Source organism: Escherichia fergusonii ATCC 35469, from assembly GCF_000026225.1.
GTDB lineage: Bacteria > Pseudomonadota > Gammaproteobacteria > Enterobacterales > Enterobacteriaceae > Escherichia > Escherichia fergusonii.
Genome location: NC_011740.1, coordinates 1,259,294 through 1,278,132 on the forward strand (window position 1 = coordinate 1,259,294; position 18,839 = coordinate 1,278,132).

General features: G+C 48.4%; 20 protein-coding genes. 11 read left to right on the plus strand and 9 right to left on the minus strand.

The annotated features are described in order from the left end of the window. Positions 1–108: 108 nt before the first annotated feature. Both pyk and EFER_RS06170 read right to left on the minus strand, forming a co-directional pair. Positions 109–1,551, minus strand: coding sequence for a pyruvate kinase (gene pyk / locus EFER_RS06165; protein WP_000091137.1), 1,443 nt, complete (start codon positions 1,549–1,551; stop codon positions 109–111). A gap of 121 nt (positions 1,552–1,672) precedes the next feature. Next, positions 1,673–2,542 (minus strand): MurR/RpiR family transcriptional regulator, encoded by an 870-nt coding sequence (locus tag EFER_RS06170; protein ID WP_001056713.1) that lies wholly within the window; start codon positions 2,540–2,542, stop codon positions 1,673–1,675. Positions 2,543–2,871: 329 nt separating this feature from the next. Between EFER_RS06170 and zwf the strand changes: the two genes are divergently transcribed. From zwf to kdgA, 3 genes are all read left to right on the plus strand, one after another. Beyond that, a complete protein-coding gene (gene zwf, locus EFER_RS06175; RefSeq protein WP_000301714.1) occupies positions 2,872–4,347 on the plus strand; it encodes a glucose-6-phosphate dehydrogenase in 1,476 nt (491 codons plus the stop codon). Positions 4,348–4,569: 222 nt separating this feature from the next. Continuing rightward, entirely contained in the window at positions 4,570–6,381 is a 1,812-nt protein-coding gene (gene edd / locus EFER_RS06180; protein WP_001069489.1) for a phosphogluconate dehydratase, read from the plus strand. A 36-nt stretch (positions 6,382–6,417) separates the two neighbouring features. Continuing rightward, positions 6,418–7,059, plus strand: coding sequence for a bifunctional 4-hydroxy-2-oxoglutarate aldolase/2-dehydro-3-deoxy-phosphogluconate aldolase (kdgA, locus tag EFER_RS06185; protein WP_000800528.1), 642 nt, complete (start codon positions 6,418–6,420; stop codon positions 7,057–7,059). A gap of 164 nt (positions 7,060–7,223) precedes the next feature. On the opposite strand, the gene purT is transcribed toward kdgA, so the two are convergent. After that, positions 7,224–8,402 carry a formate-dependent phosphoribosylglycinamide formyltransferase gene (gene purT, locus EFER_RS06190; protein ID WP_000217103.1) on the minus strand — a complete coding sequence of 393 codons (1,179 nt, stop codon included), beginning with the start codon at positions 8,400–8,402 and terminating at the stop codon, positions 7,224–7,226. Positions 8,403–8,532: 130 nt separating this feature from the next. On the opposite strand from purT, the gene yebG reads away from it, so the two are divergent. From yebG to ptrB, 4 genes are all read left to right on the plus strand, one after another. Next, positions 8,533–8,823 (plus strand): DNA damage-inducible protein YebG, encoded by a 291-nt coding sequence (gene yebG / locus EFER_RS06195; RefSeq protein ID WP_000257719.1) that lies wholly within the window; start codon positions 8,533–8,535, stop codon positions 8,821–8,823. A 66-nt stretch (positions 8,824–8,889) separates the two neighbouring features. After that, positions 8,890–9,246, plus strand: a complete 357-nt coding sequence (gene yebF / locus EFER_RS06200; RefSeq protein WP_001042118.1) for a protein YebF — start codon at positions 8,890–8,892, stop codon at positions 9,244–9,246. 222 nt (positions 9,247–9,468) lie between these two features. Next, on the plus strand, positions 9,469–10,122 hold the full coding sequence (locus EFER_RS06205) for a tellurite resistance TerB family protein (protein WP_000024723.1): 654 nt from the start codon (positions 9,469–9,471) through the stop codon (positions 10,120–10,122). Between the two features lie 88 nt (positions 10,123–10,210). Beyond that, complete coding sequence (gene ptrB / locus EFER_RS06210) at positions 10,211–12,286, plus strand: oligopeptidase B (RefSeq protein WP_000936985.1); 2,076 nt, start codon at positions 10,211–10,213, stop codon at positions 12,284–12,286. On the opposite strand, the gene exoX is transcribed toward ptrB, so the two are convergent. The 3 genes from exoX to holE all read right to left on the minus strand — a co-directional run bounded on the left by exoX (position 12,268) and on the right by holE (position 13,948). Further along, a complete protein-coding gene (exoX, locus tag EFER_RS06215) occupies positions 12,268–12,930 on the minus strand; it encodes an exodeoxyribonuclease X (RefSeq protein WP_000946659.1) in 663 nt (220 codons plus the stop codon). The two genes, ptrB and exoX, sit on opposite strands and share 19 nt — an antisense overlap. Before the next feature lie 23 nt (positions 12,931–12,953). Continuing rightward, positions 12,954–13,628 (minus strand): nitrilase-related carbon-nitrogen hydrolase, encoded by a 675-nt coding sequence (locus EFER_RS06220; RefSeq protein WP_000824159.1) that lies wholly within the window; start codon positions 13,626–13,628, stop codon positions 12,954–12,956. A gap of 89 nt (positions 13,629–13,717) precedes the next feature. Then, complete coding sequence (holE, locus tag EFER_RS06225; protein ID WP_000700614.1) at positions 13,718–13,948, minus strand: DNA polymerase III subunit theta; 231 nt, start codon at positions 13,946–13,948, stop codon at positions 13,718–13,720. A gap of 138 nt (positions 13,949–14,086) precedes the next feature. Here holE and yobA point away from each other — a divergent pair, with 138 nt between their 5' ends. The 4 genes from yobA (at position 14,087) to pphA (ending at position 16,740) form a co-directional block, all read left to right on the plus strand. Next, entirely contained in the window at positions 14,087–14,461 is a 375-nt protein-coding gene (yobA, locus tag EFER_RS06230) for a CopC domain-containing protein YobA (protein ID WP_000168725.1), read from the plus strand. Positions 14,462–14,463: 2 nt separating this feature from the next. Continuing rightward, positions 14,464–15,336: a copper homeostasis membrane protein CopD gene (gene copD / locus EFER_RS06235; RefSeq protein ID WP_000928497.1), complete on the plus strand. Its 873-nt coding sequence runs from the start codon at positions 14,464–14,466 to the stop codon at positions 15,334–15,336. An 11-nt stretch (positions 15,337–15,347) separates the two neighbouring features. Continuing rightward, entirely contained in the window at positions 15,348–15,689 is a 342-nt protein-coding gene (locus EFER_RS06240; RefSeq protein ID WP_000976176.1) for a YebY family protein, read from the plus strand. A gap of 394 nt (positions 15,690–16,083) precedes the next feature. Further along, complete coding sequence (gene pphA / locus EFER_RS06250) at positions 16,084–16,740, plus strand: protein-serine/threonine phosphatase (protein ID WP_000812748.1); 657 nt, start codon at positions 16,084–16,086, stop codon at positions 16,738–16,740. Here pphA and EFER_RS06255 read toward each other — a convergent pair whose 3' ends face one another. The 3 genes from EFER_RS06255 to rsmF form a co-directional block, all read right to left on the minus strand. Beyond that, positions 16,741–16,932, minus strand: a complete 192-nt coding sequence (locus tag EFER_RS06255; RefSeq protein WP_002431587.1) for a YdfD/YebW family protein — start codon at positions 16,930–16,932, stop codon at positions 16,741–16,743. A 104-nt stretch (positions 16,933–17,036) separates the two neighbouring features. Further along, a complete protein-coding gene (locus EFER_RS06260) occupies positions 17,037–17,273 on the minus strand; it encodes a YebV family protein (RefSeq protein WP_002431586.1) in 237 nt (78 codons plus the stop codon). Positions 17,274–17,391: 118 nt separating this feature from the next. Then, complete coding sequence (gene rsmF / locus EFER_RS06265; RefSeq protein WP_015953343.1) at positions 17,392–18,831, minus strand: 16S rRNA (cytosine(1407)-C(5))-methyltransferase RsmF; 1,440 nt, start codon at positions 18,829–18,831, stop codon at positions 17,392–17,394. Between the last annotated feature and the right edge of the window lie 8 nt (positions 18,832–18,839).

Here is an 18,839-nt window from a genome sequence, read left to right on the forward strand (position 1 = left end):
AAATTGCCTGATGCGCTACGCCCTATTGGGTCAGAGTGTTCCTGCAATGTTTTGAATTTGCATACTTTTATAGGCCGGATGAGGTTTACGCTGCATCCGGCACTTCATTTACTCGACAGTCAGAATACGCGTGGTATTAGTTGAACCCACGGTACTCATCACGTCGCCCTGGGTGACAATCACCAGATCACCAGAAACCAGATAACCTTTATCGCGAAGCAGATTGACTGCTTCACTTGCGGCAGCTACACCATCAGTGGCGCTGTCGAAGTGTACCGGTGTTACACCACGGTACAATGCAGTCAGGTTCAGCGTGCGTTCATGGCGCGACATGGCGAAAATCGGCAAGCCGGAGCTGATACGAGACGTCATTAACGCAGTACGTCCAGACTCAGTCATGGTAATGATCGCAGTAACGCCTTTCAGGTGGTTAGCCGCGTACATTGCGGACATGGCAATTGCTTCTTCCACATTGTCGAATTGGACGTCCAGACGGTGTTTAGAAACGTTGATGCTCGGGATTTTTTCTGCGCCCAGGCAAACGCGTGCCATTGCCGCTACGGTTTCTGCCGGATACTGACCTGCGGCCGTTTCTGCTGAAAGCATAACGGCATCGGTGCCATCCAGTACTGCGTTTGCGACGTCCATGACTTCTGCACGTGTTGGCATCGGGTTAGTGATCATCGACTCCATCATCTGCGTAGCCGTAATCACCGCACGGTTAAGTTGACGCGCCCGACGAATCAACGCTTTCTGAATACCGACCAGTTCAGGATCGCCAATTTCAACGCCCAGGTCACCACGAGCCACCATGACTACGTCAGAAGCCAGAATGATGTCATCCATCGCATCCTGGCTGCATACCGCTTCGGCACGCTCAACTTTGGCGACAATTTTTGCATCGCAACCAGCGTCACGAGCCAGACGGCGTGCATAGTTCAGATCTTCACCACAACGTGGGAATGAAACCGCCAGATAGTCAACGCCAATCAGGGCTGCAGTCTGGATATCGGCTTTGTCTTTTTCAGTCAGCGCTTCCGCGGAGAGACCACCACCAAGTTTGTTGATCCCTTTATTGTTAGAAAGTGGACCACCAACCGTGACTTCGGTGAACACTTTCATATCCTGCACTTCCAGTACTTTTAACTGTACACGGCCATCGTCAAGCAACAGGATATCGCCTGGTACGACGTCAGCAGGCAGGCCTTTATAGTCAATACCAACTTTCTCTTTATCGCCTTCACCTTTCCCCAGGTTGGCATCGAGCAGGAATTTGTCGCCAATATTGAGGAAAACTTTCCCTTCTTTAAAGGTGGATACACGGATTTTTGGCCCCTGGAGGTCACCCAGAATAGCCACATGACGCCCCAGTTTTGCTGCGATCTCACGAACCTTATCAGCACGCATTTTGTGATCTTCAGGTGATCCGTGAGAGAAGTTCATACGTACAACGTTGGCGCCTGCAGCGATAATTTTTTCAAGGTTGTTATCGCGGTCAGTTGCCGGGCCTAACGTGGTAACGATTTTGGTTCTGCGAAGCCTTCTGGACATGTAATACTCCGTTGACTGAACAACTAGGTGTTGCGTGAATATTGATCCGGGTGTTCCCCAACTTCACGTGGGGTAAATGAACACGCCGGATGACGAAAAGGTTAGAACATTATTATTGCTTTTAGCGATCATCACCCTTGATAAGAAGTCCCTTATCAAAACGCGATTCCTTAAGTGCTTCCTTGACACGCTTCAAGTTATCTCTGAATTTCGCGCCACGGCGCAAAGTAAATCCGGTTGCCAGCACATCTATCACGGTCAGCTGTGCAAGTCGAGAGACCATGGGCATATAAATGTCAGTATCTTCCGGTACATCCAGGGTTATTGCCAGAGTAGCTTCCAGGGCCAGAGGCGTGCCGGGAGAAGTAATCGCGATGACCATGGCATCGTTTTCGCGAGCCAGTTGCGCCAGTTCAACCACATTTTTGGTTCTGCCAGTGTGGGAAATCAGCACTACGACATCATCGTCATTACAGTTCATGCAGCTCATCCGCTGCAATACGATGTCATCAGAGTAGATGACTGGAACGTTAAAGCGGAAAAATTTATTCATAGCATCGTGCGCAACAGCTGCAGATGAACCGAGGCCAAAAAAGGCAATTTTCTTTGCCTGAGTGAGAAGATCAACGGCGCGGTTGATTGCCGTGTTATCCAGCGACTGGCGAACATGGTCCAGGCTTGCCATCGCCGATTCGAAAATTTTCCGTGTATAAGACTCTACGCTGTCATCTTCATTCACATTATGATTAACATAGAGCGTTCCATTCGCCAGACTTTGTGCTAAATGCAGTTTAAAATCAGGAAAGCCACGAGTGTCCATGCTGCGGCAAAAACGATTCACCGTTGGTTCGCTGACATTCGCTTCCAGCGCCAGTGCAGCGATACTTGAGTGAATAGCCCGGTCAGGCGAGGCGAGGATCACGTCAGCGACTTTACGTTCGGATTTGCTCAAATGTTCCAGTTGAGCCTGGACTTTTTCCAGCATGTTCATGATGTAGAAAGACTCAAGGGTGAAAGAAGATTGCTGTAGATATTACCCCTCCATCACAGTAGCAGGGGCAAAAAAGGATAAAGAGGTGTTGTTTTTTTTCATAACATGATCAACCTCTGATTTTGTCAGGTTGATAATTGTACGAAAACAACAGCTTTTTTGCGCTCAATGTGGCTTTTTTCAGCAAATTTCCGGCTGTTTATGACAACCGCACAAGCGGATAAGCAGTTACGGTTTCGTGAATTATGTAAAAGCAGTACAGTGAGCCGTAATAAAATTACAAATATGGCCTGGCGACAGTACCAGGATATCCAACTAAGGAGAATGACATGGCGGTAACGCAAACAGCCCAGGCATGTGACCTGGTCATTTTCGGCGCGAAAGGCGACCTGGCGCGTCGTAAACTGCTGCCTTCCCTGTATCAACTGGAAAAAGCCGGTCAGCTCCACCCCGATACCCGAATCATTGGGGTCGGACGGGCTGACTGGGATAAAGACGCCTATACCAAAGTGGTGCGTGAAGCGCTCGAAACCTTCATGAAAGAAGAAATCGATGAAGCTTTATGGGAAACGCTTAGCGGACGTCTGAATTTCTGTAACCTTGATGTCAATGACACTCCAGCGTTTACTCGCCTGGCTGCCATGTTGGATCAAGAAAAACGTATCACGATCAACTATTTCGCCATGCCACCAGGAACCTTCGGGGCAATCTGTAAAGGCCTGGGGGAAGCAAAACTGAATGCCAAACCAGCGCGTGTGGTAATGGAGAAGCCGCTGGGAACTTCGCTGGCAACATCGCGTGAGATCAACGATCAGGTTGGTGAATATTTTGAAGAGTGCCAGGTTTACCGTATTGACCATTACCTGGGGAAAGAGACGGTACTGAACCTGCTGGCACTACGTTTTGCGAACTCTCTGTTTGTAAACAACTGGGATAATCGCACTATCGATCATGTAGAAATTACGGTGGCCGAAGAGGTGGGGATTGAAGGGCGTTGGGGCTACTTTGATAAAGCCGGCCAGATGCGCGATATGATTCAAAACCACCTGCTGCAAATTCTCTGCATGATCGCGATGTCACCGCCGTCCGACCTGAGTGCCGACAGCATTCGTGATGAAAAAGTGAAAGTGCTGAAGTCGTTACGTCGTATCGATCGCACCAATGTGCGCGAAAAAACGGTGCGTGGTCAGTACACCGCCGGATTTGCTCAGGGCAAAAAAGTACCTGGGTATCTGGAAGAAGAGGGCGCTAATAAGAGCAGCAATACCGAAACGTTTGTTGCAATTCGAGTGGATATCGACAACTGGCGTTGGGCGGGTGTTCCGTTCTATTTGCGTACCGGTAAACGTCTGCCGACAAAATGCTCCGAAGTGGTGGTCTATTTCAAAACACCTGAGCTGAATCTGTTTAAAGAATCCTGGCAGGATCTGCCACAAAATAAACTCACGATTCGTTTACAGCCTGATGAGGGTGTGGATATTCAGGTACTGAATAAAGTTCCTGGACTGGACCACAAGCATAATCTGCAGATTACGAAACTGGATCTGAGTTACTCAGAAACCTTTAACCAGACGCATCTGGCAGATGCTTATGAACGTCTGTTACTGGAAACCATGCGAGGTATTCAGGCGCTGTTTGTACGTCGCGATGAAGTCGAAGAAGCGTGGAAGTGGGTGGACTCCATTACTGAAGCGTGGGCGATGGACAATGATGCGCCGAAGCCTTACCAGGCAGGAACCTGGGGACCAGTGGCTTCGGTAGCAATGATTACTCGCGATGGTCGTTCATGGAACGAATTCGAGTAACGTACTGAGCTACACGAAAGTGGTATTTTACCGGTAACATGATCTGGCACAGTTTGCTGCCGAATTTTTACACTTTTAAGCCTCACGTGGATTCACCCGTGGGGCTTTTTTTATTACACTGGCTGTAGTGTTTTTGCTATGAGCTACGGTTAGCAGGCGTTTTATTCACTGAATTTCGCCTTGTTTTGCCTCCTGCTCAAAGAATAAATTTCAGGAGCCATTATGAATCCGCAAATGTTACGCGTAACAAATCGCATTATAGAACGCTCACGAGAAACGCGTTCTGCTTACCTTGAGCGTATTGAACAAGCGAAAACTAACACCGTTCATCGCTCGCAACTGGCATGTGGCAACCTTGCACATGGTTTTGCCGCCTGTCAGCCAGAAGATAAAGCCGCACTTAAAAGCATGTTGCGTAACAATATTGCGATCATCACCTCCTATAACGACATGCTTTCCGCCCATCAGCCTTACGAACGTTACCCGGATATCATTCGCAAAGCGCTCCATGAAGTGAATGCGGTTGGTCAGGTTGCCGGTGGTGTGCCAGCAATGTGTGACGGTGTGACTCAGGGCCAGGACGGGATGGAACTTTCCTTGCTGAGCCGCGAAGTCATTGCGATGTCTGCTGCAGTTGGGCTTTCACACAACATGTTTGATGGCGCGCTTTACCTTGGGGTATGTGACAAAATTGTTCCGGGGCTGGCTATGGCCGCATTGTCTTTTGGGCATCTCCCGGCGGTGTTTGTACCATCAGGACCAATGGCAAGTGGTTTACCAAATAAAGAGAAAGTGCGTATCCGCCAGTTGTATGCTGAAGGCAAAGTAGATCGTATGGCACTTCTCGAATCAGAAGCCGCTTCCTACCATGCACCAGGCACGTGTACTTTTTACGGTACGGCTAACACCAACCAGATGGTGGTGGAGTTTATGGGGATGCAATTACCCGGTTCCTCTTTCGTCCACCCGGATTCACCGCTGCGTGATGAGCTGACTGCTGCCGCTGCGCGCCAGGTCACGCGTATGACCGGCAACGGTAGCGAATGGATGCCACTTGGTAAAATGATTGATGAAAAAGTTGTGGTAAACGGTATCGTTGCACTCCTGGCGACAGGTGGATCTACCAACCACACTATGCATCTGGTGGCCATGGCACGTGCCGCTGGTATTCAGATCAATTGGGATGATTTCTCTGATCTTTCAGATGTTGTTCCTCTCCTGGCGCGTCTCTATCCTAATGGCCCGGCTGATATTAACCACTTCCAGGCGGCAGGTGGTGTACCGGTGTTAATGCGTGAATTGCTGAATGCGGGTTTACTGCATGAAGATGTTAATACCGTGGCAGGATTTGGCCTTTCTCGCTACACCATGGAGCCGTGGCTGAATAACGGTAAGCTGGATTGGCGTGAAGGGGCGGAAAAATCTCTCGACGACAATGTTATTGCGTCTTTCGATAAGCCTTTCTCGCATCATGGTGGCACCAAAGTATTAAGCGGTAACCTGGGCCGGGCTGTCATGAAAACGTCTGCTGTCCCCCTTGAAAACCAGATTATTGAAGCGCCAGCAGTCGTATTTGAAAGCCAACATGATGTTTTACCTGCCTTTGAAGCTGGAATGCTGGACCGGGATTGCGTCGTTGTTGTTCGCCACCAGGGGCCAAAAGCGAACGGAATGCCAGAATTACATAAACTCATGCCGCCACTTGGTGTATTATTGGACCGCTGTTTCAAAATTGCGTTGGTGACTGATGGACGGCTTTCTGGTGCTTCGGGTAAAGTGCCGTCAGCAATCCACGTGACACCGGAAGCCTACGATGGTGGGCTGCTGGCAAAAGTACGTGATGGCGACATTATTCGAGTGAATGGTCAGACAGGCGAACTGACACTGCTGGTTGATGAAGCAGAACTTGCCGCCCGTCAGCCTCATATTCCGAATCTGAGTGCATCGCGTATCGGGACCGGGCGTGAAATGTTTAGTGCTTTACGCGAAAAACTATCCGGTGCCGAGCAGGGCGCAACCTGTATCACCTTCTAAAAGTTAAAATTTGTAATCAGGCGAGAGATAACTCTGATGAAAAACTGGAAAACAAGTGCGGAATCCATCCTGACCACTGGCCCGGTAGTACCGGTTATTGTGGTTAATAAACTGGAACATGCGGTGCCTATGGCAAAAGCGCTGGTTGCTGGTGGTGTACGTGTGCTGGAAGTGACTTTACGTACTGCCTGTGCCGTTGATGCGATTCGCGCAATTGCAAAAGAAGTGCCGGAAGCAATCGTAGGTGCAGGTACTGTTCTGAATCCACAGCAACTGGCCGAAGTGACTGAGGCTGGCGCGCAATTTGCTATCAGCCCGGGTCTGACTGAGCCACTGTTGAAAGCAGCAACCGAAGGCACTATTCCACTGATCCCTGGTATCAGCACGGTTTCTGAACTGATGCTGGGTATGGATTACGGTCTGAAAGAGTTTAAGTTCTTCCCGGCTGAAGCAAATGGTGGCACCAAAGCGTTGCAGGCGATTGCAGGACCGTTTTCTCAGGTTCGTTTCTGCCCGACTGGTGGTATCTCTCCGGCAAACTATCGTGACTACCTGGCGTTGAAGAGCGTGCTTTGCATTGGTGGTTCCTGGCTGGTTCCGGCGGATGCACTGGAAGCTGGTGATTACGACCGTATTACTAAACTGGCGCGTGAGGCAGTAGAAGGCGCGAAGTTGTAAGAAAAAGATTGCTGAAGTCCGGATGGACCCCGCAATACATTGAATTTGTATGCCGGATAAGACGCTTACGCCCCATCCGGCATGTACAAAGCACAAAATATCAGCAATAAAAATGCCCGATCATAAGTCGGGCATTTTTATTGGTCAGTACTAACAGTCGGTATTTAACCTTGTACTTTCACCTGCACCGCAGCGTGTTTTGCTCGTTCAATTGCTTCTTCAATACTCTCTGCCGTAGCCAGTACTACTCCCAGACGACGACTGCCATCAATTTCTGGTTTCCCGAATAAACGAATCTGCAAACCAGCCCCAACAGCAAGTTGCACATTGTCAAAGGTTACATTCTGGCTGGTTAGTTGCGGCAGAATTACGGCAGAGGCAGAAGGCCCATATTGACGAATTGCACCAATTGGTAAGCCGAGGAAAGCACGTACGTGAAGTGCAAATTCAGAGAGATCCTGAGAAATTAGTGTCACCATTCCGGTGTCATGGGGGCGAGGGGAGACCTCACTGAAAATGACCTCGTCGCCACAGACAAAAAGCTCTACACCAAACAGGCCGTAACCACCCAGTGCAAGTACCACCTTGCGGGCGATCTCCTGAGCACGTTCCAGCGCCAGCTTACTCATCTGTTGTGGTTGCCAGGATTCACGATAATCACCGTCCTGCTGACGATGCCCGACTGGATCACAAAAATGAACACCATCCACGGCACTGACAGTCAGCAGGGTAATTTCAAAGTCAAACTTCACCACACCTTCTACGATGACCCGGCCTGCGCCCGCACGTCCGCCTTGCTGCGCATATTCCCAGGCTTGAGTCAGTTGTTCGGCACTGCGAATAAAACTTTGTCCTTTGCCTGATGAACTCATCACTGGTTTAACAATGCACGGATAGCCTATTTCTTCTACCGCAGTAAGGAAGTTTTCTTCGCTTTCGGCGAAGCGATATGTCGATGTGGGTAATTGAAGTTCTTCTGCGGCCAGACGCCGAATACCTTCACGATTCATGGTCAACTGTGTGGCCCGCGCACAAGGCACAACATGCTGGCCTTCTTGCTCCAGCTTCACAAGAGTATCAGTAGCGATAGCCTCAATTTCTGGCACGATGTAATGGGGTTTTTCCTGTTCCACCACATGACGTAGCGCATCGCCATCCAGCATATTAATTACATATGAACGATGCGCGACATGCATGGCGGGGGCATCAGCATAGCGGTCAACGGCAATGACTTCCACGCCAAGTCGCTGACACTCAATCGCCACTTCTTTACCCAGTTCGCCAGAACCCAATAACATTACTCGCGTTGCTGCCGGACGCAGCGCTGTGCCTAATACCGTCATATCTAAATCCCCTGAAAAATTCCGCCGCAGTATAAACGAAAACGTTTGCGTATGTCTTTATGCTTGCTTGCAAAACTCAACTAAAGTGAATATACTGTATAAAAACACAGTTATAGTAAGAGGCTGCAAAATGGCGGTTGAAGTTAAATACGTAGTCATTCGTGAGGGTGAAGAAAAAATGTCGTTTGCCAGCAAAAAGGAAGCCGATGCGTATGACAAAATGCTTGATACGGCGGATATGCTCGATACATGGCTGGCTTGTTCGCCAGTTCACATGGAAGATGCACAGCGAGAGGCGCTCTCTTTGTGGCTGGCAGGACAAAAAGATGTGCTCAGTACAATTCTGAAAACGGGCAAACTACCGACGCCACAAGTGGTGGAACCTTCCTCAGATACTGAGGACGATTCTCAGGCAGCATAAAGCGACTTGCGCTCCTGACGATTTGTACCATGCTTTCTCCTGAATCATTGTGCTATGGAGAAAAAGATGAATAAAAGAGGAGCGTTGTTGGCTATGTTACTGCTTGGTGCGAGTGCGTCAGTTATCGCTGTCGACAACGAGACAAGCAAATCGGTAACATTTCCCAAATGTGAAGGGCTTGATGCAAATGGCATTGCTGCCAGCGTCAAACGTGATTACCAACAAAACAGGGTTGTACGCTGGGCTGACGATCAAAAATCAGTCGGCCAGGCCGATCCTGTCGCATGGGTCAGTGTGCGGGATATTCAGGGTAAGGATGATAAATGGCGTGTACCACTGACAGTTCGAGGTAAAAGCGCCGATATTCATTATCTGGTTACGGTCGATTGCAAAGCAGGTACAGCTGAGTATCACCGGCAATAAACAAAAATTAGTGCAATTATCCTGGCTCCGTTAGGAGTCGAAAATCTTTTTTATTCTTTAAACTGCAATACTATCAGTAGATTAGGCTAGTATTGCAGATAGCCTTTTCTTTAACTTCCCGTCTCTGCTCATTTCATTTGCGAAACTTTTTCCTCACATACATTTTCTGACGTACCCGTCAGGTATGCTATACAAATCCAACATCACTCTTTGAGAGGCAAAATGGCTAACTGGCTGAATCAATTACAATCTCTGCTTGGGCAAAATGTTTCAAACGCCTCTGGTGTTCAGGGATTAAGTAAATTACTTGTACCTGGCGCACTAGGCGGTCTGGCAGGTTTGCTTATTGCCAATAAATCATCTCGTAAATTACTCAGTAAATATGGTACCAGTGCTCTGCTGGTTGGAGGCGGTGCGGTAGCAGGTACGGTCCTGTGGAATAAGTACAAAGAGAAAGTGCGAGCTGCCCATCAAAATGAACCTCAATTTGGCAATCAGTCATCACCACTTGATGAACGCACTGAGCGCTTAATCCTCACCCTGGTGTTTGCTGCGAAAAGCGATGGACATATTGATGCCAAAGAACGTGCTGCGATTGACACTCAGCTACGTGAAGCGGGTATTGAAGAGCAGGGAAGAGTTCTCATTGAGCAAGCCATTGAACAGCCGCTTGATCCTCAACGCCTGGCAAAAGGGATTCGTAACGAGGAAGAGGCACTGGAAATTTACTTCCTTAGCTGCGCGGCAATAGATATCGATCATTTTATGGAACGCAGTTACCTGAATGCCTTGGGTGATGCACTGAAGATCCCGCAGGATGTACGTGAAGGGATTGAACATGATTTACAACAGCAAAAGAATGCGTTGTCAGGTTAACGTCCCATCATAGAGTTGCATGTTTCGCTTGCATCCCGGGTGACTTTTGCCACCCTTATAGGATGTTTCATTCAGAAAGAACAATAACATGCTACCGAAAGCTAACCGAATACCCCATGAGTTAACGCTACATGGCGACACGCGCATCGATAATTATTTCTGGCTGCGGGATGACACCCGCTCGCAGCCAGAAGTGCTGGAGTATCTCAAAGATGAAAATGCGTACGGACACCAAATTATGTCTACGCAGCAGGCGCTCCAGGAGCGGGTATTAAAGGAGATTATCGACCGTATTCCGCCGCGAGAAGAATCAGCACCCTATGTGAAAAACGGTTATCGCTATCGTCATATTTACGAACCAGGTTGCGAATACGCCATTTATCAACGCCAGTCGGTGCTCAGTGAAGAGTGGGATGAGTGGACCACATTACTGGATGCGAACAAACGCGCAGCACATAGTGAGTTTTATTCACTCGGTGGGCTTGCTATCTCGCCTGATAACACCATTATGGCACTGGCGGAAGATTATCTTTCACGGCGGCAATACGGCATTCGTTTTCGTAACCTGCAAACCGGTAACTGGTATCCAGAATTGCTCGACAATGTGGCACCGGAATTTGTCTGGGCCAATGACTCGCTCACTTTTTATTATGTGCGAAAACATCCCACCACACTTTTGCCTTATCAGGTTTGGCGGCATAACGTTGGCACGCCATTCACTCACGATGAGCTTATCTATGAAGAGAAAGACGACACGTTTTATGTCAGTCTGCACAAAACCACATCAAAACATTATGTGGTGATTCATCTGGCCAGTGCTACAACCAGCGAAGTGCAACTGTTGGACGCAGAATTAGCCGATGCCGAACCGTTTGTCTTTCTGCCAAGACGTAAAGATCACGAATACAGTCTCGACCACTATCAACATAAGTTTTATCTGCGTTCAAATCGAAATGGTAAAAACTTTGGCCTTTACCGTACCCGGGTGCGTGATGAGCAGGCGTGGGAAGAACTGATCCCGCCGCGTGAAAACATTATGCTGGAAGGATTTACGCTGTTTACCGACTGGCTGGTGGTAGAGGAGAGGCAACGCGGCCTGACAAGTTTGCGGCAAATTAATCGCAAAACACGGGAAGTGATTGGTATAGCCTTTGATGATCCTGCATATGTAACCTGGCTTGCTTACAATCCAGAACCTGAAACCTCGCGTTTGCGCTATGGTTACTCCTCGATGACCACACCAGATACTTTATTTGAACTGGACATGGATACCGGTGAACGACGCGCCCTTAAGCAGACAGAAGTGCCCGGTTTTAATCCTGATAACTATCGCAGTGAACATGTGTGGATTACGGCGAGAGATGGCGTCGAAGTGCCAGTTTCTCTGGTTTACCATCGAAAACATTTTCGTAAGGGACAAAATCCGTTGCTGGTGTATGGCTATGGCTCATACGGGGCAAGTATTGATGCGGATTTCAGTAGTAGCCGACTCAGCCTGTTGGATCGCGGGTTTGTTTACGCCATTGTGCATGTGCGTGGAGGCGGTGAACTGGGGCAACAATGGTACGAAGATGGCAAGTTTCTCAAAAAGAAAAATACCTTCAACGACTATCTTGATGCTTGCGATGCGTTATTAAAACTGGGCTACGGTTCACCTTCACTTTGTTTCGGCATGGGAGGGAGTGCAGGCGGGATGTTAATGGGGGTTGCCATTAATGAACGACCTGAACTGTTTCACGGTGTTATTGCGCAAGTTCCGTTTGTCGATGTACTGACAACAATGCTTGATGAGTCGATCCCTTTAACGACAGGAGAATTCGAAGAGTGGGGCAATCCGCAAGATCCCGAGTATTACAGCTATATAAAAAGCTACAGCCCGTATGACAATGTTACTACGCAGGATTACCCCCATCTGCTGGTGACAACTGGTCTGCATGATTCACAAGTACAATACTGGGAACCGGCAAAATGGGTCGCTAAACTGCGGGAATTAAAAACCGACAAAAATCTTTTACTGCTCTGTACAGACATGGATTCGGGGCATGGTGGGAAATCCGGGCGCTTTAAATCTTATGAAGGCGTAGCCCTGGAGTTCGCATTTTTGATCGCACTGGCGCAGGGAACATTACCAGGCACTACGCACAATCACGCATTTCCCAGATAATGTTTCAGCGTTAACCGTAGTTCCGGGCTCATACTGTCGAGATTATTAAACAACCATCGCAGGTAGCCCGGATCACGTTCAGCAATTTCAGAGACCGCTTTGCCACGATATTTGCCGAAGGTAAATGTCGTCAGCAAGGCTGGACGTCCGGTGATATTGGCCATTTGCTCTGCTGTCCAGCCAGAGACATTCATAATATCAATCAGCAACGCCGCAGTAATGTAACAGTCATATAAGGCCCGGTGATGATGTAGCCCTGGTGGTGTTTGAACATTCAGTTTGCGCGATTTATACAAAGCCATATTGCTGTATTTGATTCCCGGCCATAAATGCCGCGAAAGCTTCATGGTGCAGATCCACTCGCCAGGCATTTCTGGCAATACACGACGGTCAAAACTGGCATTATGTGCAACATACCAGTCGCTACCGTAATAATGCGGGATCACTTCCTCAATCCACGGTTTATCCGCGACCATGGCTTCAGTAATACGGTGGATAGCCATTGCCTGAGGGGTGATTGGACGGTCAGGGCGTACCAGGTGACTCATAGGGTTAGTAATTTTACCATCCACCACGTCAACAGACGCGATTTCAACAATTCCGCCCTGTAAACCACAAGTTTCTGTATCGATGACGCGCAACATGGCTTTGCTCCTGACCAAAAAGCTTAGCGTAAAGGAATGATATCTCCTTGCCAACCTTCATTCGTTCTTTGTCCGGTTAATAATAATGATCCCCGATCAGCCCGAACAATCAGCTGTCCGTGTTCATCCCATAATGCACTGCTACCTCGTGCATTTGCCATCAGCACAGCAATGGAATACTTGTGGGAAAAATACTGTAAATGAGACGTCGATGCTATCAAGTCTCGTTCACTTACGTTCTGGAAAGTTGTGAAAAGCGAACTGGTTGAGTCCAAATCAAGCGCATCAGGTTGCCTGGTTATCACATTAATGTGTTTTAAGTGTCTGGAAAGACAGGCTCCGTGGCTTTGGGGAAAATAATGTGGTTTGGTCATCCAGGGGGCGAAAACGGCAATGCCTCTGACAAAATGGTCGTTTTGTTCTACAGGTAAACCAGCGATAACTGTAATCCGCCTGGAGGCTGCGGCATACGCTAAGGGTTGCAATAACAGGTCATCCGGTGGTGGGGGAAGCGTGCCTTTGGTCTCATCACATCCGAGCAAAGACAGGGAAGGGAAAACCAGCAATTCGCAATACTGCCTGGCAGCAGCGTGAATAAATTCCAGATGGAGAGAAATGTTTTCTGATAGTGAAATCTGACGAGGTTCGTATTGGGCGGCTGCGATCTTCCAGGGGGGACATAATGACTTCCTTTTCATAGTGCCTGTTAGCAACTCTAAAGCATAGGTTAAGAATTTGCTTATAAATTAACAGGCAACATGTAAGGAGTTGTAATTATAGTGCTAATTTATTTCATTTTGGGTTCGTAGGGCAACCGTGAAAGAGAAACAGAAGCGAGGCGATGGGCGATCAGTCGTTCGCGAAACCATGAACGCAAATGCTCTGGTTGTTCACGTTCCACGGCTTCGGCGATAACCGGCATATTATAACGTTCTTTGAAAGCAACTCCTGCGGCGGCAAGGTCAACATTCACCTTATCCATTTCCACTTGATCAAGCTGCGCCAGATTAATCTTCATGAGCTTCTCCTGATTCGATAGCGGGCAAAAGTTACTAAGAGAAGCGTTCGATAGCAAGTCTGAGTTGATGATTCTCGACTCATTCATTATTGAAGGTTATGCTCTTGCTAATAAGTTATTACAAAAGGGAATGTAAATATGGCTTCATCTGTAAAAAAAATTTGCTGGACTGTTCTGTTTGTTGTTACTGCACTGATTCCACCAGCTTCATGGGCTCATGCCCATCTGACTCACCAGTATCCTGCCGCTGATGCAGAAGTGACCGCAGCTCCCCAGGCGCTGACATTGAATTTTTCGGAAGGCATCGAACCGGGATTTAGCGGTGCCACCCTCACGGGCCCGAAACAAGAAGTTATTAAACTTCGCCCGGCAAAGCGTAACGAACAGGATAAATCACAACTGATTGTGCCACTGGATGAATCACTCAAGCCCGGAAAATATACCGTGGACTGGCATGTTGTGTCTGTGGACGGGCATAAAACCAAAGGGCAATACACCTTTAGCGTGAAATAACCATGCTGATGTTTACCTGGATTGTGCTGCGCTTCATCCACTTTGCTGCGTTAATGCTGATCTTTGGCTATGCCTTGTACGGAGCATGGCTGGCTCCGGTATCAATTCGCCGTCTGATGATGCGTCGATTTCTCCGTCCACAGCAATATGCCGCAGCTTTTAGTTTTGTCAGTGCCTTGACGATGCTGGTGATACAAAGTGGCTTGATGGGTAATGGCTGGCAGGATGTCGTCTCCCCCTCAGTTTGGATCGCAGTATTACAAACACGATTTGGTCACGTCTGGCTTTGGCAAATTGTTTTTGCATTTATCACCCTTATCGTGGCACTGATGTCTCCGCGTTCGTTACCTCGATTATTACTGGCACTGACCCTTGCGCAGTTTATTTTGCTGGCAGCAGTGGGCCATGCAACATTACATGATGGAATTACGGGGGCATTACACCGACTAAACCATGCCGTGCATTTAATTTGCGTAGCAGGGTGGTTTGGCGGACTGCTGCCTGTTATCTATTGTATGCGCCTGGCCAAAGGTCGCTGGCGACAACAGGCTATCGTAACCATGATGCAATTTTCCCGATATGGGCATCTTGCGGTGACGGGGGTTTTGCTGACGGGAATTGCTAACGTATTATTTATTAATGGGTTATCGCTATCTTTGCAGACCCGATGGGGGCAACTCCTTTTGCTTAAATGTGCCCTTGTCATTGTGATGGTGGCAATCGCTCTGGTGAATCGGTATGTTCTTGTGCCACGAATGGGGCAAGCCAGTAGCCGCGCTGATCTCTGGTTTGTCTGGATGAGTAAACTTGAATGGCAAATCGGTGCCGTGGTGCTGGTGATTATTAGCCTGCTTGCAACTTTCGAACCTTTTTGATGGACTGAATAATGATGAAAAAAATCACTCTCGCGTTACTGTTGCTTACCAGTTCAGCAGCTGCACTGGCGGCTCCACAGGTGATAACCGTAAGTCGTTTCGAAATGGGTAAAGACAAATGGGCATTTAACCGCGAAGAGGTGATGCTGACATGCCGACCGGGCCATGCTTTGTATGTTATTAATCCGAGTACCCTGGTGCAGTATCCTTTGAACGATATCGCACAAAAGGAAGTCGCCAGCGGGAAGACCAATGCCCAACCGATTTCGGTGATTCAGATTGATGATCCCAACAAACCTGGTGAAAAAATGAGTCTGACGCCGTTTATAGAACGAGCTGAAAAACTCTGTTAATTACCTAAAATAGCCTTTTGATTTCCAATAAAAAACCGCCTCAGTTCTTTCACCAGAACGGGCGGTTTTTAACATTTAAGCTGATGACCACCACGCTTTTTATTGACCATTTTGCACGCAAACTGGAAAACCTGGCGTCGTCATCTATTCTTAAAGGGCAAGGCAACTAAGCCTGCATTAATGCCAACTTTTAGCGCACGGCTCTCTCCCAAGAGCCATTTCCCTGGACCGAATACAGGAATCGTGTTCGGTCTCTTTTTATCTGTTAAAAGCCAGAAATATTCCATTCGCTGACTTTATATTCAACCATAACACACACTCTACGGTCGTAGTCTAGCGTTTTTTAACATTCTTGTTAAAATTATGTGATCTTTAGCGCGGGAGGAAAAAACTGATGAAACAGCCTGCGCCCGTTTATCAGAGAATTGCGGGTCATCAATGGCGACATATCTGGCTTTCAGGTGATATACACGGATGTCTTGAGCAGTTGCGCCGCAAATTATGGCATTGTCGTTTTGATCCGTGGCGAGATTTACTTATCTCAGTGGGAGACGTTATCGATCGTGGGCCGCAAAGTTTACGCTGTCTGCAGTTACTGGAGCAACGTTGGGTTCGTGCGGTAAGAGGCAATCATGAACAGATGGCGATGGATGCGCTGGCATCCCAGCAGATGTCGTTGTGGTTGATGAATGGCGGCGACTGGTTTGTTGAGTTGGTAGATAATCAACAGAAACAAGCGAAAACAGCGCTGGAAAAATGTCAGTATTTGCCCTTTATTCTTGAAGTACACAGTTGCACCGGCAAACATGTTATTGCGCATGCCGATTATCCTAATGATGTTTATGAATGGCAAAAGGACGTCGATTTGCATCAGGTCTTGTGGAGCCGCTCACGATTACGTGAAGGCCCAAAAGGGAAGGAAATTACAGGTGCTGATCATTTCTGGTTTGGTCATACACCGTTGCGCCATCGCGTGGATATTGGCAACCTGCATTATATTGATACCGGCGCTGTCTTTGGGGGCGAACTGACTCTCGTGCAACTGCAATAATTAAAAATCACCGTATTCCTGTGCAGGTCGCCAGAAACCATCTATAAAATCCTCAATCGGAAAACAACCGCCATGGCGGATCCGTTGATCGTTCATAGAATAAAGACACTGCTGTTCCGTGTTGTAGACATCCACAACAATATCTTCACAACCGCCATCCAGGTAGCAAACAAAAAGTACCAGCGCGAACATTTCATCCCCGAAGTGTGGTGCCGTACCGTTAAGTTTAGGAGAGATTTTACAACGAGGGAATAACCAGGATAAATAACCCGCCATGCCGACGGGTTCTTTTTGGATCAGGCAAGACGCATAATCCAGGCATCAGACTTTTGATCGTAGCGGGTACGGTAAAGGACAGAGTGTTCGCCGTTGAGCAGGGCAGGGATACTGGTTTCGGCATCCCAGGCATCCAGTTGCATACATAAATCGGGGTCAGATTTACAAGGAATGGTTAACGTTCGATCACCCGGCGATTCACCGTGTAACTCGCCGTCGTCGATTTCAAAAGCGCCTATGCGCACACTGGTTTTCATCTTCGTGCTCTCCATTTAGCTGTCGGTTGTGGTACGACCAGTCCGATCGCGCCATTTTTCAGCCTAGTTGAGGTAGCCGAATGCGCCAGTCAAAACGTGCGCTTTTTTTTGTGCGCTTTCAGGCGTTACCGGTAAAAAGTTTCCCATCGCGCACCAGTTCACGCGGGTAGCTGTTTTTCAGTCGCGAACCAATCCGTTTGGCTAAACCAATCGGTTGATGCTGGAAAGTAACCAATACATCATCCGCAACTGGCGCGGCTTGCGGGTAAACATCGCGCCCGCGATACCACTCCTCCGCTTTCTGCGGTGTCAGTTCAAAAGCGTTCACATTGTCGGGGGAGGCAAGGGCAATAACCGCTTCATGCTGCCAGCGATAACCTTTGTTATGTGTTTCGGCAAGTTTAATCCCCAACCGAGAAAATCGGACTTTACCGATCAAGGCTTCAATGCCCACCGGGAACAACCACAGTTCTTTGTCGCGTTGCCAGAGTCGCAGGTTTTCATCCCAGGTTAAGCCAACACTTGCAGCCGCCTGACAAATTTGTCCAGCTTCGCGATTTTTCACCGGGATAAATGGGAAATTACCGACTTTGTATTTTGGCGCAGGCAATGCGGGAATAGCCTGAGTTTTACGCAGACGAGCAACGAAGAAGCCTTCACAGTCGTAAATTTGTGGGAAAACGTGAAGAAAACCTTCCTCGGTCAGCGCCTTGTCCGCACCAGGGAAGAGATCGCCAAGCGGTAAAAACTCTACTGCGTCGGGGTAAGTCTCTTTCAGCCACAGGCAGACGGCTTCATTTTCTTCCCGATTTAAGGTACAGGTTGAGTAAACCAGCGTACCGCCAGGACGTAATGCATGAAAGGCACTGTCGATCAGTTCACGCTGGGTGGCAGCGATTTCCTGATTGCTTTCTGGTGACCAGTTTTTCAGCGCATCGGGATCTTTACGGACCACGCCTTCGCCGGAGCAGGGGGCGTCCAGCAAAATGGCATCGAACATTTCTGGTAATGCCGCACCAAATACACGGCCATCAAAATGCGTGAGCGCAACATTACGGATGCCACAGCGGCTGATATTGGCATGTAACACTTTTACCCGACTGGCGGAAAACTCATTGGCAAGGATCGCCCCTTCGTTATTCATCCGCGCAGCAATTTGCGTCGTTTTGGAGCCTGGCGCAGCAGCGACATCCATCACCCGCTGTGGTGAATTACCGTCAGCAAACAAGGCGGCAACGGGCAACATTGAACTGGCTTCCTGAATATAAAACAGGCCGCTTAAATGCTCTGCTGTACTACCCAATGGCAATGCATCTTCATCGTCGCGTTCAATCCAGAAACCTTCTTCACACCACGGAATTGGCGTAAGCGTCCAGCCATAAGGAGCGGTTAATTGCAGGAAATCAGCAACGGAGATTTTCAGCGTATTAACGCGAATGCTGCGGCGCAACGGGCGCTGACAGGCGGCAAGAAAATCATCAAAAGAGAGCGTCGAAGGCATTGCTTCGCGCATTTGCGTCAAAAAGGCGTCCGGGAAATAAACGGTGTGTTGGGCCACGAGCATAT

Coding starts and splice junctions, on each gene's coding strand:
- pyk (WP_000091137.1), bottom strand. CDS start 1,551: ATGTCCAGAAGGCTTCGCAGAACCAAAATCGTTACCACGTTAGGCCCG.
- EFER_RS06170 (WP_001056713.1), bottom strand. CDS start 2,542: ATGAACATGCTGGAAAAAGTCCAGGCTCAACTGGAACATTTGAGCAAA.
- zwf (WP_000301714.1), top strand. CDS start 2,872: ATGGCGGTAACGCAAACAGCCCAGGCATGTGACCTGGTCATTTTCGGC.
- edd (WP_001069489.1), top strand. CDS start 4,570: ATGAATCCGCAAATGTTACGCGTAACAAATCGCATTATAGAACGCTCA.
- kdgA (WP_000800528.1), top strand. CDS start 6,418: ATGAAAAACTGGAAAACAAGTGCGGAATCCATCCTGACCACTGGCCCG.
- purT (WP_000217103.1), bottom strand. CDS start 8,402: ATGACGGTATTAGGCACAGCGCTGCGTCCGGCAGCAACGCGAGTAATG.
- yebG (WP_000257719.1), top strand. CDS start 8,533: ATGGCGGTTGAAGTTAAATACGTAGTCATTCGTGAGGGTGAAGAAAAA.
- yebF (WP_001042118.1), top strand. CDS start 8,890: ATGAATAAAAGAGGAGCGTTGTTGGCTATGTTACTGCTTGGTGCGAGT.
- EFER_RS06205 (WP_000024723.1), top strand. CDS start 9,469: ATGGCTAACTGGCTGAATCAATTACAATCTCTGCTTGGGCAAAATGTT.
- ptrB (WP_000936985.1), top strand. CDS start 10,211: ATGCTACCGAAAGCTAACCGAATACCCCATGAGTTAACGCTACATGGC.
- exoX (WP_000946659.1), bottom strand. CDS start 12,930: ATGTTGCGCGTCATCGATACAGAAACTTGTGGTTTACAGGGCGGAATT.
- EFER_RS06220 (WP_000824159.1), bottom strand. CDS start 13,628: ATGAAAAGGAAGTCATTATGTCCCCCCTGGAAGATCGCAGCCGCCCAA.
- holE (WP_000700614.1), bottom strand. CDS start 13,948: ATGAAGATTAATCTGGCGCAGCTTGATCAAGTGGAAATGGATAAGGTG.
- yobA (WP_000168725.1), top strand. CDS start 14,087: ATGGCTTCATCTGTAAAAAAAATTTGCTGGACTGTTCTGTTTGTTGTT.
- copD (WP_000928497.1), top strand. CDS start 14,464: ATGCTGATGTTTACCTGGATTGTGCTGCGCTTCATCCACTTTGCTGCG.
- EFER_RS06240 (WP_000976176.1), top strand. CDS start 15,348: ATGATGAAAAAAATCACTCTCGCGTTACTGTTGCTTACCAGTTCAGCA.
- pphA (WP_000812748.1), top strand. CDS start 16,084: ATGAAACAGCCTGCGCCCGTTTATCAGAGAATTGCGGGTCATCAATGG.
- EFER_RS06255 (WP_002431587.1), bottom strand. CDS start 16,932: ATGTTCGCGCTGGTACTTTTTGTTTGCTACCTGGATGGCGGTTGTGAA.
- EFER_RS06260 (WP_002431586.1), bottom strand. CDS start 17,273: ATGAAAACCAGTGTGCGCATAGGCGCTTTTGAAATCGACGACGGCGAG.